General features: G+C 36.7%; 15 protein-coding genes. 4 read left to right on the top strand and 11 right to left on the bottom strand.

Translation table 11 applies throughout. The features are described from left to right. Positions 1 to 49 precede the first annotated feature (49 nt). Genes AC6EIZ_RS00970 through ilvD form a run of 3 tightly spaced genes read left to right on the top strand, consistent with a single transcriptional unit; the run spans position 50 to position 2,695 of the window. On the top strand, positions 50 to 667 hold the full coding sequence (locus AC6EIZ_RS00970) for a uracil phosphoribosyltransferase (RefSeq protein ID WP_498511600.1): 618 nt from the start codon (positions 50 to 52) through the stop codon (positions 665 to 667). Positions 668 to 691: 24 nt separating this feature from the next. Further along, positions 692 to 991: a hypothetical protein gene (locus AC6EIZ_RS00965; RefSeq protein WP_413682570.1), complete on the top strand. Its 300-nt coding sequence runs from the start codon at positions 692 to 694 to the stop codon at positions 989 to 991. Positions 992 to 1,024: 33 nt separating this feature from the next. Next, on the top strand, positions 1,025 to 2,695 hold the full coding sequence (gene ilvD, locus AC6EIZ_RS00960) for a dihydroxy-acid dehydratase (protein WP_498511597.1): 1,671 nt from the start codon (positions 1,025 to 1,027) through the stop codon (positions 2,693 to 2,695). Position 2,696: 1 nt separating this feature from the next. Here ilvD and AC6EIZ_RS00955 read toward each other — a convergent pair whose 3' ends face one another. The 7 genes from AC6EIZ_RS00955 to glpX all read right to left on the bottom strand — a co-directional run bounded on the left by AC6EIZ_RS00955 (position 2,697) and on the right by glpX (position 9,754). Continuing rightward, on the bottom strand, positions 2,697 to 3,092 hold the full coding sequence (locus AC6EIZ_RS00955; protein WP_498511595.1) for a DUF8659 family protein: 396 nt from the start codon (positions 3,090 to 3,092) through the stop codon (positions 2,697 to 2,699). Next, positions 3,079 to 3,654, bottom strand: coding sequence for a CIA30 family protein (locus tag AC6EIZ_RS00950; protein WP_498511593.1), 576 nt, complete (start codon positions 3,652 to 3,654; stop codon positions 3,079 to 3,081). The genes AC6EIZ_RS00955 and AC6EIZ_RS00950 overlap by 14 nt, the downstream gene beginning before the upstream one ends. A gap of 35 nt (positions 3,655 to 3,689) precedes the next feature. Then, positions 3,690 to 4,406, bottom strand: coding sequence for a 6-phosphogluconolactonase (pgl, locus tag AC6EIZ_RS00945; protein WP_498511591.1), 717 nt, complete (start codon positions 4,404 to 4,406; stop codon positions 3,690 to 3,692). A gap of 5 nt (positions 4,407 to 4,411) precedes the next feature. Continuing rightward, positions 4,412 to 5,830 (bottom strand): NADP-dependent phosphogluconate dehydrogenase, encoded by a 1,419-nt coding sequence (gnd, locus tag AC6EIZ_RS00940; RefSeq protein WP_498511589.1) that lies wholly within the window; start codon positions 5,828 to 5,830, stop codon positions 4,412 to 4,414. Between the two features lie 162 nt (positions 5,831 to 5,992). Further along, complete coding sequence (locus AC6EIZ_RS00935; RefSeq protein WP_498511587.1) at positions 5,993 to 7,288, bottom strand: glucose-1-phosphate adenylyltransferase; 1,296 nt, start codon at positions 7,286 to 7,288, stop codon at positions 5,993 to 5,995. 105 nt (positions 7,289 to 7,393) lie between these two features. Next, on the bottom strand, positions 7,394 to 8,719 hold the full coding sequence (locus AC6EIZ_RS00930) for a glutamyl-tRNA reductase (protein WP_498511585.1): 1,326 nt from the start codon (positions 8,717 to 8,719) through the stop codon (positions 7,394 to 7,396). A 30-nt stretch (positions 8,720 to 8,749) separates the two neighbouring features. Beyond that, a complete protein-coding gene (gene glpX / locus AC6EIZ_RS00925; RefSeq protein WP_498511583.1) occupies positions 8,750 to 9,754 on the bottom strand; it encodes a class II fructose-bisphosphatase in 1,005 nt (334 codons plus the stop codon). A gap of 199 nt (positions 9,755 to 9,953) precedes the next feature. Here glpX and rpe point away from each other — a divergent pair, with 199 nt between their 5' ends. Beyond that, on the top strand, positions 9,954 to 10,706 hold the full coding sequence (gene rpe / locus AC6EIZ_RS00920) for a ribulose-phosphate 3-epimerase (protein WP_498511581.1): 753 nt from the start codon (positions 9,954 to 9,956) through the stop codon (positions 10,704 to 10,706). 18 nt (positions 10,707 to 10,724) lie between these two features. Here rpe and ccsB read toward each other — a convergent pair whose 3' ends face one another. The 4 genes from ccsB to AC6EIZ_RS00900 all read right to left on the bottom strand — a co-directional run bounded on the left by ccsB (position 10,725) and on the right by AC6EIZ_RS00900 (position 15,267). Then, a complete protein-coding gene (gene ccsB / locus AC6EIZ_RS00915; protein ID WP_498511578.1) occupies positions 10,725 to 11,672 on the bottom strand; it encodes a c-type cytochrome biogenesis protein CcsB in 948 nt (315 codons plus the stop codon). Positions 11,673 to 11,709: 37 nt separating this feature from the next. Further along, the gene (locus AC6EIZ_RS00910; protein WP_498511576.1) at positions 11,710 to 12,897 is read right to left on the bottom strand and encodes an LptF/LptG family permease; all 1,188 of its coding nucleotides are present in this window, start codon (positions 12,895 to 12,897) and stop codon (positions 11,710 to 11,712) included. Between the two features lie 3 nt (positions 12,898 to 12,900). Continuing rightward, positions 12,901 to 13,626, bottom strand: a complete 726-nt coding sequence (lptB, locus tag AC6EIZ_RS00905; protein ID WP_498511574.1) for an LPS export ABC transporter ATP-binding protein — start codon at positions 13,624 to 13,626, stop codon at positions 12,901 to 12,903. A gap of 75 nt (positions 13,627 to 13,701) precedes the next feature. Next, on the bottom strand, positions 13,702 to 15,267 hold the full coding sequence (locus tag AC6EIZ_RS00900; RefSeq protein ID WP_498511572.1) for a hypothetical protein: 1,566 nt from the start codon (positions 15,265 to 15,267) through the stop codon (positions 13,702 to 13,704). Positions 15,268 to 15,346 lie beyond the last annotated feature (79 nt).

Raw genomic sequence — 15,346 nt, 5'->3', positions numbered from 1 at the left:
CAGGTAATTTAATTATTCACGTTATGGCAAATAAGGCCAAGAATGAATCATGTCAATGAGCTTAAGAGTAATAGTTCCTCCGCACCCACTCATATCACATTGGTTAACTATTTTAAGGAACCCTAGTACCCCAGAAATTCTTTATGCAACAGGATTAGAGCAACTTGGTACCTGGCTCACGTATGAAGCTCTGAGAGATTGGATCCCAAGCAAAAAAGAGCAGGTCACTACTTCAACAGTAACAACTGAATGCTCAATTATTGATCCAAATATTCCTATTTTGGCAATTCCATATTTGCCTGCAGGGCTTGAGCTATTTAGAGGTGCGAGAAATTTAATTCCGAATTCAAATTTATGTATTGGCGGGCTACCTAAAGAAATAGAGGAAAATGCAGGAATTATTTTTTACATAGATCAAATAACAACTGGTAAAAAACTTTTAAAAGATTTAAATCATCTTAAAGATAAAAAAATTGATGCAAGAAGGATAAGAGTGATTACAGTATTAGCAGCCAATCATGGGCTTAAAGAAATCGGCGAAAATATTCAAGATTTGAATATATATTGTGCTTGTATAGATCCTGAATTAATATCAGAACGTGAACTATCACCTGGGATTGGTGATCCATCATTACGTATCAAAACCAGAGTCACCTCATCGGACTAGCATTTAAAGAAGTCATTCAAAGTTATGAGCCAATACCGAGATTCAAATTCAGGAAGTTTGGCATCATTAATTAGTGGTGCCGTACTAGGAGCTGCTGGTCTAGCTTGGTGGTTACTTTCTGAAGCCGAAAAAAGGCAAGAAACCAGAAAGCAAAAAGCAATGCTTTATGCACCAAGAATTCAAGATGGCTCTGAGGCAACTGAATTAGAATCAAATACTCTAGGGAATCAAAGTAATGAGCACCTCGAGCAACGTGTTGAACAGCTTAATTCGGCCATAGCGGACGTGCGTAAACAATTAGAAGACCTGGGATCTTCGAATTAATTCTAATTTTTTTAACAATAAAATAGAAATCAAATGCTTAGATCAAATGCAATAACACAAGGTATTCAACGGTCACCAAACAGAGCAATGCTAAGAGCTGTTGGGTTTGATGATAATGACTTTAACAAGCCAATCATTGGAATAGCTAATGGTCATAGCACAATAACCCCATGCAATATGGGATTAATGGATCTTGCTAATAGAGCAGAGGCTGCTTTAAAAGAGGCTGGTGCAATGCCTCAAACATTCGGGACCATAACTGTTAGTGACGGCATCTCTATGGGAACTGAAGGAATGAAATATTCATTAGTTTCAAGAGAAGTTATTGCAGACGCTATTGAGACAGCTTGCAATGCTCAAAGCATGGATGGTGTATTAGCAATCGGTGGATGCGACAAAAATATGCCTGGCGCAATGTTATCAATGGCAAGAATGAATATACCCTCAATTTTTGTATATGGAGGAACAATTAAGCCTGGGAAATTAGATGGTTGCGACCTAACCGTAGTTAGTTCTTTTGAAGCTGTCGGACAATTAACAAGTGGAAAAATCGATGAAGAACGTTTAATGGCCGTAGAAAAAAATGCCATACCAGGTCCAGGTAGTTGTGGTGGCATGTTTACTGCAAACACCATGTCTGCAGCAATTGAAACAATGGGTTTTAGTTTGCCATATAGTTCAACAATGGCAGCTGTAGATGATGAAAAAGCAGAAAGCGCTGCTAAAAGTGCTCAGGTGCTTGTCAATGCAGTTAAGGACAACATAAGACCATTAGATTTACTCACAAAAAAAGCCTTTGAGAATGCAATCAGTGTGATCATGGCTGTTGGAGGCTCAACAAATTCTGTCCTTCACTTACTTGCCATTGCGAGAACTGCAGGAGTTGATTTAACAATCGATGACTTCGAACGTATAAGACAAACTGTTCCTGTGATTTGCGACCTCAAGCCAAGCGGTAAATACGTAACTGTTGACTTACATCAAGCTGGGGGCATACCTCAAGTAATGAAATTACTCCTTGACGCAGGAATGCTCCATGGTGAATGCAAAACTATTGAAGGTAGAACAATTGAAGAAGTTCTCAGTGATATCCCCTCAAAGCCCAAAGAGAATCAAAATGTTATCAGACCAATATCAAACCCTATATATAAAAAAGGACATCTAGCTATTCTTAAAGGAAATTTAGCTAGTGAAGGAAGTGTCGCGAAAATTAGTGGGGTGAAAACCCCTGTTTTAACTGGGCCAGCAAGAGTTTTCGAGAGTGAAGAAGAATGTTTAACTGCAATTCTAGACAATAAAGTTAAAGCCGGAGATGTAGTAGTCGTTAGATATGAAGGGCCTGTAGGAGGACCAGGAATGAGGGAAATGCTATCTCCAACTTCAGCAATTGTGGGTCAAGGCTTGGGAGAGAAAGTTGCACTAATTACTGACGGCAGATTTAGTGGTGGATCATATGGATTAGTGGTTGGCCATGTTGCTCCAGAAGCAGCCGTTGGAGGAACGATTGGATTAGTAGAGGAAGGAGACAGTATTACCGTTGACGCTAATAAATTGTTAATTCAATTGAATGTCGAAGACCGAGAAATAGCCAGAAGGAAAGAAAATTGGGAGAAACCAAAGCCTAGATATAAGACAGGCATTCTTGGAAAGTATTCCAGATTAGTAAGTTCATCAAGCCAAGGAGCCACAACCGATCAAATTTAGTTCATGTCAATGAAGTCTTAAAAACCATCCTAAGTCTTCTTGCAAGGGACTCAAAAAGTTTTCCATATGAAGGTGTGTCGCATTGAACACCAGAAGAGCTATCCATCCAAACGGCATGCTTCCCTTGCCATAGTATTGGTCTATCAATTAGAGATTTCCAAGATATAGTCATATTTATCTCATTCCCACTTTTATACACTTCAAGTTCAATATCCAGAGATTCTTCTCTTTCGCCGTCAATATTTCTAGATTGAATTTTAAAAATCAAATCATCAAGCTCATTATCCTCATTTAATTGATTTTCTAAAAAGACAGAATGAACATATGGCTTCATACAAAGGTCTGCAGCTTTGGCGACTTCAGCTATCAAACTATCTTTCAAATCAGGAGTAAGCACTAATTGACTTAATTAAAACTTTGATAGGACCAGCAAAAAATCCTGAGTTCATTTTGCCTGGTTGGCCAAATTTTGAATGAAGTATTTGAAATCGATTAATACATGTGGCATCAAAACTGAGAGGAAGTCGAACAGGCTTTGCTCGACGAGCCGGTTCAAAATCTTTGAAAGGTATTTTGATTCTACTAGCTCCATTTTTCTTTGTAGATATTGATGCAACCCAGCGAATATCACCTTTTAAAAGATTTGATAGTGATAAAGGTTTCTTTTCACAAGCAATCGCAAATTTCAAAGTTCTCCCTTCTCCTTCAACGTCAAGAATTAATCCAGAATAGTTGGAAAGATCAAAAGGTTTATCAAAAACTGGAGAGCGGCAACTAACAAAGCCTCCCCCTTCTTCTACCAAGTTACCCTCAAGAAATAAGCCTTTCTCTGAAGAACGACAATTTGCAAGACTTGATCCACCCATAATTGTGTCATTCAGAGATTTCCAATCTGAAAATTCTGAACCCTGTATGAGAGGAGTAATTGAAATTTCAGTCGGTGGTGAATCAGGAATCAATTTAAAAGTACTTCTCTACTCATACAATAATCTAACTAGAAAGGTGGGTAAGCATCTTTATCAGTAAGAATAATAATTTCAGAGCTTGGTACAACTAATTTTGCAGGAGTTCGCTCCCATGGTTCTGATTGATCAAGTAGACGTTTAAGGGCCGTTTGTTTAGCAGATCCACTGATTAGGAAGATCACATTAGCTGCTGAACTGAGCAGTTTACTGGTGAAGGTAATTCTTTTATGACCTTTACCTTCGCCAACAGTTATTAGGCTATCTCTTTCCAATAATGCATCAGAGCCAGGGAAGAGGGAGGCAGTATGACCATCATCTCCCAAGCCCAATAAAATCAAATCAAATTTTGGTGGATCCCCATCCAAATTGTTCTTCAAAATTTTTTCATAATCTTTAGCACTATCCTCTGGCGATGCCAATTCAACAGTTGCGACACTAAAGAATGATGCCTCTAGGGAAGGATTTCCTTCAATAAACAATGAATTATTCAGTAAAAAGCAATTACTTTCTTGCGATCCACGGTCAACCCATCTTTCGTCTCCGAGAAACAAATCGACTTTCGTCCAATCAATATTCTTTTTACCTAATAAAGTATAAGCAGCCTTTGGGGTGGATCCTCCACAAAGAGCAATTTTAGCCCTAGTTTTATTTTTCAAGGTTGACTGAATAACTTGAGCAATCAAATCAGAAGCGGCTAGAGCAAGAGAGCTTTTTTCATCTGAAACTTGGATTTTATATTTAGTCATTGAAATCAGTCAATCCATTCAGTATGGAAAGATCCGGCTTTGTCTACACGCTCATAGGTATGGGAACCAAAGCAGTCTCGCATTGCCTGGACCAAGTTTTGAGGGAGTCTAGAAGTTCTGAAACTATTTAGATAATCAAGTGTACTACTTAAGCAAGGAACTGGGATACCAGCATTAGCAGCTGCAGAAACCACCTGTGTTAATCCTGAGAGACGATTATTCACTTGATCAGTAAACCAACTATCTAGAATAAGATTGCTTAGCTTCGGATCTTTTTTAAATGCATCCTGTATACGACTCAAAAGAGTAGATCTTATTATGCAACCACCTTTCCATATTTGAGCTATGGAGGGCATATCTAGATCGTAATTATATTCATCAGAAGCGAGTCGTAAAATGTCCATACCTTGTGCATAGCTCGCTATTGTAGCCAATACAACTGCATCCATTAGCAGAGGCATGCCATCAGAAGGCTTACCAAAATCAAGCAACGAAGGCGTATTTCCATTCAAAATTGTTTCTGCATAATTTCGTTGATCTTTCATCGAGCTCATAACCCTTCCATTCAAAGATGCATAGATAGTTGGGACAGAAGCTCCAAGTTCAAGTGCGCTAACAACTGTCCATAAGCCAGTACCTTTTTGACCCGCCTTATCCATTATCTTTTCAACAAGATCGGAACTATCTTCGGGATCCTTAACTCGTAAACATGCCTCAGTAATTTCAACAAGATAGGAGGAAAGTTCTTCAGTTTGATTCCAAAAGCCCATAACGGATGCCATTTCATCACCAGTCATCCCACAGGCTCTTTTCATCAAGTCATAGGCCTCGGCCAATATTTGCTCGATCCCATATTCAATTCCATTGTGAACTGTCTTAACAAAATGTCCTGATCCCCCTGGGCCTATATAAGTCACACAAGGTCCGTCTGCTACCTGAGCTGCCATTTTATTCAACAAGCTCTCAATAGCATCGTAAGAGGTCTTTGTACCGCCAGGCATCATGCTAGGCCCTTCCAATGCACCCTTCGCACCACCTGAAACACCCATGCCGATGTATCCAAAACTCTTACTCTCAAGTTCTTTTACTCTTCTTTCTGTATCCATAAATTGGGCATTACCGCCATCGATAAGCAAGTCACCTTCTTCGAGAAAAGGGGAAATTTGATTAATGACAGCATCAGTTGCCGCACCGGCTTTAACCATCATCAAAACTCTTCTTGGACGTTCCAACTTTGATACAAATTCTTGAAGATCTTTTGCTCCTTGAATTGATTTATTTAGTCCTCTACCTAAAAGAAAATCTTCGGTTTTTTGATAAGTACGGTTATAGACCACACTAGAAAAACCATTTCGCTCTGCGTTAAGAACAAGGTTCTCTCCCATCACTCCAAGACCGACTAATCCAAAATGTGCCTTGGTCATTAAGTTAATAAGTTTCTACTTGAAATAGTGTGACGAGTGAGGACTCATTTCGCTGCATTAAAGAGGTCAATGTCAGGAATGAAGAATTCTTTTTATAAATCTTTGATAATAAAATCGTGCAAAAACTAGGCTTATAAAAATCTCTAGAACAATAAAAAATAATCAAATAATAGTTCCATCTGGAATTGTGGCGTTTTTGACTATGACAACTATTCCATTACGAATATAAAATCCTTGATCTGCACGGTCAGCTTCTTCAATATTGTCTTTATTCACTATTGTGACATTGTCACCTATTCGAGCATTTTTATCGAGAATTGCTCTTTTAACAGTTGTTCCCTGTCCAACACCTAATGGGATCCCCCCTCCATTTCTCAGAGCTATTCTCTCCTCATAAGATTCGTAAAAATCAGATCCCATAACTAAGGTTTCATTGAGAACAACGTCACTTTCAATTCGACTCCTTACTCCCAATACGCAATGGTGAATGCTACAAGATTTCAGTATTGATCCTTCAGAAACTATTGAATCAGTTATTTGTGTATCTACAATTTTTGAAGGTGGCAAATATCTAGGCCTTGTGTAAATAGGAAATTTCTCATCATAAAAACTAAAAGGAGGGGTTGGTTGTTGAGTTAAGGCTAAATTTGATTCAAAGAATGCACCAATGGTTCCAATATCTTCCCAATAATCATTAAAAACATAACTTTTAAGCTTATCGCCTCTACCTAGAGCCTCAGGAATAATTTCTTTTCCAAAATCTGTATAAGAAGGAAATTTATTTAATAAGTCAAAAAGAGTTGCACGACTAAAAACATATATTCCCATAGAAGCCAAATAAGGTTTTTCTTTTGCCTCATTTGCTTCCAATCCAAACCTTGAAGTATCTACAGCCATTGCTTTCAATGAATCACCAGTTGGTTTTTCACGAAATTCTTTAATATTTCCTGATTCATCAGTACGCATCAAACCAAACGCTTCAGCTTGAGCTGAATCAACTGGTAAAGCTGCCACAGTTAAATCTGCTCCAGTTTTTCTATGTTGCTCAACAAATAAACTGTAATCCATCCGATAAAGCTGATCTCCAGAGAGAATCAAATATTCATCAACATCCCACTCCTGAAAAAGCCATTGATATTTTCTGACGGCATCAGCAGTTCCCTCAAACCAAGATGGTGTTTCTGGTGTTTGCTGAGCAGCTAAAACCTCAACAAAACCTTGACCAAAAGGTCCGCTGAGATTATAAGTTTGCGCAATATGCCTATTCAGTGAAGCGCTATTGAATTGCGTTAGAACGTACATTTTGCTGATGTCCGAATTTATGCAATTACTTATAGGAATATCTATCAATCGATATTTTCCAGCTAATGGAACAGCGGGTTTTGCCCTCATTTTCGTTAATGGATATAGGCGTGATCCTTTTCCACCGCCAAGAATTATGGCAAGTACTCTCTTCATGAAGGCACTATTAATCGGCTATTCGGAGCAAACCTACTGGATAGAGTGCTATTTAATCCAGAAAGAAGTGATATGTAGTAAGAATTTCTAAAGTAAATAATAATTTCAGCTGTCTTTTTGCTTGTTCAAAGAACTAGAAACATCGAGATTAAAAAGTTTTTCAATCACATCTAGAGCATCTCTGCGATCATTCCTTGATTGAGGGGCCCTTAATTTTGTTACTGGAGTGTGAAGTATTTTGTTTATAATCCCTTTGCTTAAAGCTTCTACAACTTTTCTTTCCCTAGCGGAAAAATCAGGCCCCATTCTGCTTAATGCCTTCTGAAGTTCTTCTTTCCTGATTGACTCTAAACCAGATCTAAGACAATTTATAGTTGGAACAGCCGCTAAACTATCCCACCATTCAAGAAAAATACGACACTCTTCCTCTATCAAGCCTTCAGCTTCTAAAGCGAGCTTTTGTCTTGCTTCTTGATTTCTTGAGACTACTTCTTGAAGGTCATCAACATCATGAGATTCAATCCCAGCAACTGATTTTGCATCAGAAGAAATATTTCTTGGCACTCCAATATCAATAAGTCTAAGCAAAGGTTTTCTGTTGATATTTATCAATTTTTCTGCATCTATAATTGGCTCATTAGCAGCAGTACTTGTAAATACAAGAGTACTAAGTGATAGGCAACTATCAAGCTCATCAATTAATTGACAGTCAATTTTAATATCGGGGAAAGCTGCTGACAGCTCCTCAGCCCTTTTTTTAGTTCTATTTAGAAGAGTTAGTGAACAACATCCTTTTGATTGAAGATGTTGAAGCAACAAACGACTCATTCTTCCAGCGCCAACAACAGCGACTTTTTCAGTTTCTAAAGTCATCAATTGATCTCTTCCATGCGCTTGACCAAGTTTTAATTGTGCTAGTTCTACAGCGGCAGAACTTATAGAAACTGCTCCAGTTCCAAGATTTGTCTCGCTTCTTACTCGTTTACCCGTACTTACTGCCTGAGTTAATAATCTATTTAAAATAGGACCTAAACTTTGATGATCTTGACCAAGACGCACCATCTTTTTTACTTGAGAAAGAATCTGTCCCTCTCCTAAAACCAAACTATCCAATCCAGCAGAAACCCTCATTACATGAGAAACTGCTTTTTCTTGGACAAAATTAAATAAATGTGGGAATAGAATTTCATCTTCTAGTCCCGAAAATTCAAGAAGAAAAGATTTAATTGCTTCTATTCCTAATACAGGATCCTTAACTAGGCTGTAAATTTCAAGTCGGTTACATGTACTTAATATTGAAACTTCTAATATTTGATCTATTTTCTTTAAATTATTAAATGATCTTTCAACCATCTCTTCTGGGATACTTAGCTTTTCACGCACTTCGACTGGGGCCGTGCGATGGCTAAGACCGACGACAGCAATATGCATAAATTGCCCCTTACTTCATTTAATTAAATATCACTTCAAAGAGATGCTTTTAGCACCATCTTTGATGTGAACAGTATTGGTAAATCTTGCTGTTTGATCAAGCGTACTAATCACAAGACTACTAGTTCTGATGCAATCTTTTTCAAATTTAACTCCATCAAAAAGCAATCCATCTGTAATTCCGCCACCAGCAAAAACAACATTTTCTCCGGAGGCAAGTTCATTGGCTTCATAGATCTTGTCAATATCAGTAATTCCCATTTCATTCAATCTTTTAATATTTCCTTCTTTTGTATAGTCTGCCCATTCTGATGTTTGAGCTATTGCCGGATCATAGACAAGTTGTCCCTGAAAATGACCTCCAAGTGCCCTCATTGCCGCCGCAGAAATAACACCCTCAGGAGCAGCGCCAATACCCATCAAGCAATGTGTTCCAGTCCCCTCAAAGCCACATGCTATTGCAGCTTGAACATCTCCATCTGAGATAGGTTGAATCCTGGCACCAGTGGATCTGATTTCAGAAACTAAATTTTTGTGTCTAGCTCTATCCATAACAACAATAGTTAAATCACTTATTGCGATGCCAAGGCAATCACTCAAGATTTTTATATTTTCTGTAGGTGTCTTTCTTATATCAACTTTGCCCTTAGCTGCTGGTGGAGCAGCTAATTTATTCATATAAAAATCCGGAGCATTAAACAAACCTCCTCTATCTGAGGCTGCTAGAACGGCCATAGATCCGCGCTGACTGTTAGCACATAAATTTGTCCCTTCGCATGGATCTACAGCAAAATCAACCCCAGGGCCTGTTCCTGATCCAACTTCTTCTCCGATATAAAGCATTGGAGCTTCATCTCTTTCTCCCTCTCCAATTACGATTCTTCCTTGCATCTGAATCGTTCCCATTCTCTTTCGCATTGCCTCGACGGCTGCGGCATCAGCCTCATCTTTTTGACCCAAACCAGTCAATTGAGCCGAAGCAATTGCAGCTTGCTCAACTACTTCAAGAATTTCTTGGACGAGAGTACGATCCACTTTTTGCAGCTAGGTAAAGAAATTTACGCCTTAAGGCAGACAATATTGTAAGTAATTGAGGGCATTGAAAAATGCTCAGAAAAAAGTACTCACAAAAAACTTATTATCTGTTGATAAGCGACAATTACTGTATCAGTGCATGGTCACACTAGAACTTATGACCATGAATTAATAGAATCTCTGCCAAAAGACAAAAACAATGATCAAATCCATTTCGTCAGCAATTTTTTCTGAGCACCGTCCAGTTCAAATAATCCCTTCAGTCTTGCCAGCAGACTGGGCAAATATGGGCCAGTGCGTAAAAGATCTTGAATTGGCAGGTGTAGACAGAATTCAATTTGATGTTATGGATGGGAACTTTGTTCCAAATCTCACATTCGGCCCAGAAATGATTTCCGCATGTCGAAAGTATTGCAAAGTTCCATTTGAGACTCAGTTAATGGTTAGTCAATATAATTGTGAAACAATGCTTGAGGGATATGTAGAAGCAAGTAAGGGTGCTGACGGAGAGCCAGGAGTTGTAATTGCTCATGCTGAAGCTAATGTTCATCTCCATCGAATTCTTGGAAGGATTCGTCAGCTAGGCGGGTCTCCCTCCGTAGCCCTAAATCCTCATACTCCAATGGATATGGTTAAGGATGTTCTTGATATGATTGATCACGTACTAGTAATGACAGTTAATCCTGGATTTGGCGGGCAAGCTTATATTCCAACAATGCTCAACAAAATCACTCAATTAAGGAAAATAATTTTAGAAAATGGATACAACGTAGACATAGAAGTTGATGGAGGAATAAAAGCAGATTGGTCATTATCTCAATGTTGCGCTGCTGGAGCAAACTGTTTCATAGCAGGAAGTGGTATGTTTGCTTACCCAACACTTAAAGAAGGTTGTGATGCACTAAGAAAAATTGCTAATGATGCACAGAATGGAATAATTGTAGAGAAATAGTCAACTTCCAGTAAAATATTAATTATCAAAAAACCAACCATAACTGTGCAAGCCAACGCCAAGAAGATTGACTCCAATATAGCAAACAATAATAACGAAAAAGCCTGCTACAGCAACTAATGCAGGCTTTTTACCTTGCCATCCTCTTGTTATCCTAGTATGCAAATAAGCAGCATAAACCAACCAACATATCAAAGCCCAGGTCTCTTTAGGGTCCCAACTCCACCAACTACCCCAAGCTTCATTAGCCCAAACAGCACCGCTAATAAGACCTACTGTAAGCAATAAAAAACCAGCAGTTATTGATCTATAACTTAAAGAGTCAAGTTGCTCAGCATTTGTAAATTCAACAGGCTGTATTGAATTTAGGTTCTCATTTCGGTCATCAAAATATAGCTCAGAACTTTGCCTAAAAGAACCAGAGCCAAAGGAGCTATTACGGATATTAAATTGCTTTGTTCCATCAACAAGAAAGACACCAAAAGACAAAATCGAACCTATTAGTAATGCAGCGTAGGAACACATAATTACACTCACATGCATTACCAACCAACTAGAGCGAAGTGCTGGAACTAAAGGAGCAGAAGTTTGCAGATTCTCTGGTAAAACAAAGCTAGCAAAGCCTATTGAGAGTAATGAGATAGGAGTCGCCACTGCAGAAACTATTGGGGAGCGCCATGCTCGTTCAACGAAAAGTTGAGTCAAAGTACACCCCCAAGTCAAGAAGCAAAGAGACTCATAGAGATTACTAATTGGGAAATGTCCCGATTGCCACCATCTCAGAATCAATTGACTAGTTAGAAAAAGGTTGGAAATGGCAACTAAAAATCTAGCTTTTGAGGAATCACTGTTACCAGCAACTGACCAAAAAGCAATAGGCAAAGCAATTAATAAGGAAAGAAAGGCTACGAACCCAAGAGAAACAACAGGGTCAAAAGAGAAATTATTTAACTGAAAATCAACCATTGATAAAAGCAACTAAAGATTATTTAGAAAGATCAGATCATTTGCTTGCCTTTTTCAACAAGAAACCTCCCCCTAACATAGACAAAAAAACAGGAGACCAAGCAGCAAAGAAAGGATTTATCATTCCTTTGACTCCAAGAGAACTAAAACTAAAACTCAAAATGTAATAGATAAGTATCAAAATAATACTTAAACCGAAACTTTGACTTCGACCCCCTCCTTTTTTTTGCATTACCCCAAAGCTACAACCAATCAAAGCAAAAACTGAACAAGCGATTGGCAAAGTAAATTTTTCTTGAATTCTTACTTTCATTCTTCTTGCTTCTTTAATATTTCCACTACTTTGATATAACTCCATAGCCGTATTCGCCTCTCCAAGATTCATATCATTAGCATCTTTTGGCAGTTGTGCAATATTTGTAAGTTCAGTACCTAATGGATATAAAAAACTCAAGAATTTTGTTCTTGTATTACTTCCATCAGGACTGAGTGTCAAAATATCTCCTTCAAAAAATTCCCAATTATTTTTATCACTATTCCAAATTCCTTTTTTTGCTTTGAGCATTTGAGTAAAGCCCAATTTTGAAAAATCAATTACTGTGACATCCAACATCTGTCCATCAATAAATTTCCAGGCATAAAAAAGGTGAGTAACTCCTCTTTTTTTATAGCTTGAATATGGATCTAAAATTTCTCCTTTTTTTGAAAAGATAATATCTTCTCCCTGTTCATTTGTAAAAGATTTGCCTAAAGAATTTGCTAAAATTATTTCAGCATTCTTATTGGTACTTGGAACAATATTATTATTAAAAACAAAGGTCATATATGACATAAATATCGATAAGATTAAGCCTGGCAAAATCAGTCTATATATTGATATGCCAATACTTTTTAATGCCTTTATTTCACTATTATCATTTAGACTCCCATAAGCCAATAAAGTTGAAAGCAACATTGCCATAGGGAAAGAAATAACAATAAAACTAGGTAGTTTTAGCAATAGAATCTGAACAGCAATAGAGAAAGGAAGTCCTATCTCAACTATTTTTCTAATTAAATCAAAAATAACTCCTACAGAAAGAGAAACGACGGTAAAAGCGGCTATCGAAAAAAATAAAGGCGGCAGTAATTCAAAAAGTATCCATCTATCTAACAAAGGAATTATTTTCAATTTTCTTTCTATTAAATTTTGAACTCTAGATAATAAGGATATGCTGTTAAACATAGCTTAATCGAATGAATTTCCAAGATAACTCTGCTTAACAACCTCATTCCTTGTTAGTTGATCTGAGGATCCATCTGCAAGAATTTCACCTTTATTAAGAATATAAGATCTGTCGGTTATCGCCAATGTCGCTCTAACATTGTGATCAGTAATTAATATACCTATGTTTTTATTTTTTAATTTCCTAATCAAATTCTGTAGATCATTAATAGCGATTGGATCAATCCCTGCAAAAGGCTCGTCTAAAAGTAAAAATTTCGGACCTAAACGTCCCACAGCTAAAGCTCTTGCTACTTCACATCTGCGTCTTTCTCCACCGGAAAGTTGATGTCCCAAACGATCAAGGAAAGAGATCAAATTAAATTCCTCGATCAATTCTTCACGTTTTTTCCTAAATAAAGAAATTGATAACTTAGCTTGAGAAAGCGCAATATCCAAATTCTCAATAACTGTAAGATTTCTAAAAACACTTGGTTCCTGAGGTAAATAACCTATTCCTAATTGAACTCTTTTTGTCATCGAAAAATTTTTAATGCTATTTCCCTCCAAATAGATATTGCCTTTGTTTGGCTTAATCAAACCCACGATCATATTAAAAGTACTAGTTTTACCCGCACCATTTGGCCCCAAAAGTCCAACGACCTCCCCTGGTTTAACATTTAAATTAACGTTTTTAACAATATTTTTATTGGATAAGGTTAAGTCCAAACTCTCAATAAGTAGAGTCATTTCAATAGAACCTATCAGGGGGATGCTTATACATAAGAATTATCTGATAATAAACTATAGCTCTCATATATAAGGTTAATCAACAATTCTCTCAACCCAATACAAGTAGAACATCTCTGAATCATGAAATGAGTTTTCAAATTTTGAATCAGCAATTACTCTAAATTTTTCAAAGTAAAGAGGCTCATCGCCTGGATCCAAATTCTTAATAGATGATCTATTACTTAAAAGTAGTAATAATTTATTTACATTAGGAAATTTATCTAAATAAACTTGAACTTCATCAAATGTTTTTGTATTACTCCTGTCTAATATAATTCGATTGGCCCACTGAGCATAACTTCCAAATCCATTCAATTCAGGCAAGTAGAATTCTCTATCAAGGTATCCAGAAACTGTTGCCACTTCAACATCTCTAGTCGCAAATATTGGGAGATCCTCCCATCCTTTATTCTGAATATATTGAGCAGTTTCCTTTCCACTAGAATAAGGTATTCGAAAATCATTGATAACCATATTAATACCAACGACCAAATGTATAGTTAAACAAATGGTAAGTAATCTAGGGAAATGAAATAAATTACCTTTAGTGAATAAATTTTTGTGATTAGAAAATATAAGTTTCTGATCTTGATTAGATAGTGCTAACCATACTGAGGAGATAATCAATAGAAAATAATATCCATAATGTCTTGATCCATCACCTAAAAATAAAAAATAGTTGAAAAGAAACAAAAATATAATCCCACTAAAAAAGTAAATCAATGCAGGACGATAAAATTTAATAAAAGTGACTGTACTTACAAGCAAAATCAAAGTAATTAAGGCACATAAAACTAAATCAAAAAATCTACTTGAATTAGGAATAATAAGCATATATCCTCCAAAAATCTGTCCTATTACTCTAAGAAAGTGACGTAAATCTACAAATGAAGAAAGTAACTTAACTGAATCTTTTACTTGAAGAAGACTAAAAGCTCCAAAACACAATAGCGTAGAAGAAAGAACGATACTAGAAGTCAAATCAAGAATCCAATTTTTGTTGCTTTTATAATTTTTTCTTTGATTAGGATTTAAGAACCAATCCAAAACGAGAGTCATTCCAATAGAAAATGCTAATGACCAGGACAAAGCTTGTGTATTAGCCAAAAGGCCAATACATAAAGAAAATGGTATGTAGGTTTTATCTCTTAAATGATAAATAGAGCAAAAGGTAAATATTATTAATTCTGCAATAACATAATGACGACATACAAAGAAATATTCCCAAAAAGGAAAATATCCAAAAGTAAATAGAGCTTTAGTCGTTACATTAAAAGGACTAAATCTCCAAAAAATCAAAATCGCAGAACTACCTAAAAACCAATGGATCAGTTGCATGCTTATGGGCGTGCCGGTAATATTTTTCGAAAAATAAATTAGTAATGACCAGAGAATAGGATGTCCAGATGGTGCATTATTTTTCCATAAATCTATTAAGTTATCGCTTTGCCAAGCCACAAGCCAGCCTTGCATCTCATCTCTCCAAAGAGCATGATTAAACGCTCCAATTAGACCTATTATTATAAATAAAATAGGTAAAAATATCTCATAAAAACGCTGATCAGGTAATTGTATTTGATTGATTCTTTTAAATTCCATTTTGATTATGCAAAATGTCGATCTATATAATTTGGATTGATCAAATTGAAGCTAAGAAAAAGAGGAAAACAAGCAAAAT

It is taken from the genome of Prochlorococcus sp. G4PB16 (genome assembly GCF_059772465.1).
The sequence above is the reverse complement of the archived record's forward strand: the minus strand, read 5'-3'. Positions and strand labels throughout refer to the sequence as shown.

Excerpts from the sequence above, each read along its gene's own strand:
- AC6EIZ_RS00970 (WP_498511600.1), top strand. The coding sequence starts at position 50 with ATGTCAATGAGCTTAAGAGTAATAGTTCCTCCGCACCCACTCATATCA.
- AC6EIZ_RS00965 (WP_413682570.1), top strand. The coding sequence starts at position 692 with ATGAGCCAATACCGAGATTCAAATTCAGGAAGTTTGGCATCATTAATT.
- ilvD (WP_498511597.1), top strand. The coding sequence starts at position 1,025 with ATGCTTAGATCAAATGCAATAACACAAGGTATTCAACGGTCACCAAAC.
- pgl (WP_498511591.1), bottom strand. The coding sequence starts at position 4,406 with ATGACTAAATATAAAATCCAAGTTTCAGATGAAAAAAGCTCTCTTGCT.
- gnd (WP_498511589.1), bottom strand. The coding sequence starts at position 5,830 with ATGACCAAGGCACATTTTGGATTAGTCGGTCTTGGAGTGATGGGAGAG.
- AC6EIZ_RS00935 (WP_498511587.1), bottom strand. The coding sequence starts at position 7,288 with ATGAAGAGAGTACTTGCCATAATTCTTGGCGGTGGAAAAGGATCACGC.
- AC6EIZ_RS00930 (WP_498511585.1), bottom strand. The coding sequence starts at position 8,719 with ATGCATATTGCTGTCGTCGGTCTTAGCCATCGCACGGCCCCAGTCGAA.
- rpe (WP_498511581.1), top strand. The coding sequence starts at position 9,954 with ATGATCAAATCCATTTCGTCAGCAATTTTTTCTGAGCACCGTCCAGTT.
- ccsB (WP_498511578.1), bottom strand. The coding sequence starts at position 11,672 with ATGGTTGATTTTCAGTTAAATAATTTCTCTTTTGACCCTGTTGTTTCT.
- AC6EIZ_RS00910 (WP_498511576.1), bottom strand. The coding sequence starts at position 12,897 with ATGTTTAACAGCATATCCTTATTATCTAGAGTTCAAAATTTAATAGAA.
- lptB (WP_498511574.1), bottom strand. The coding sequence starts at position 13,626 with ATGACTCTACTTATTGAGAGTTTGGACTTAACCTTATCCAATAAAAAT.
- AC6EIZ_RS00900 (WP_498511572.1), bottom strand. The coding sequence starts at position 15,267 with ATGGAATTTAAAAGAATCAATCAAATACAATTACCTGATCAGCGTTTT.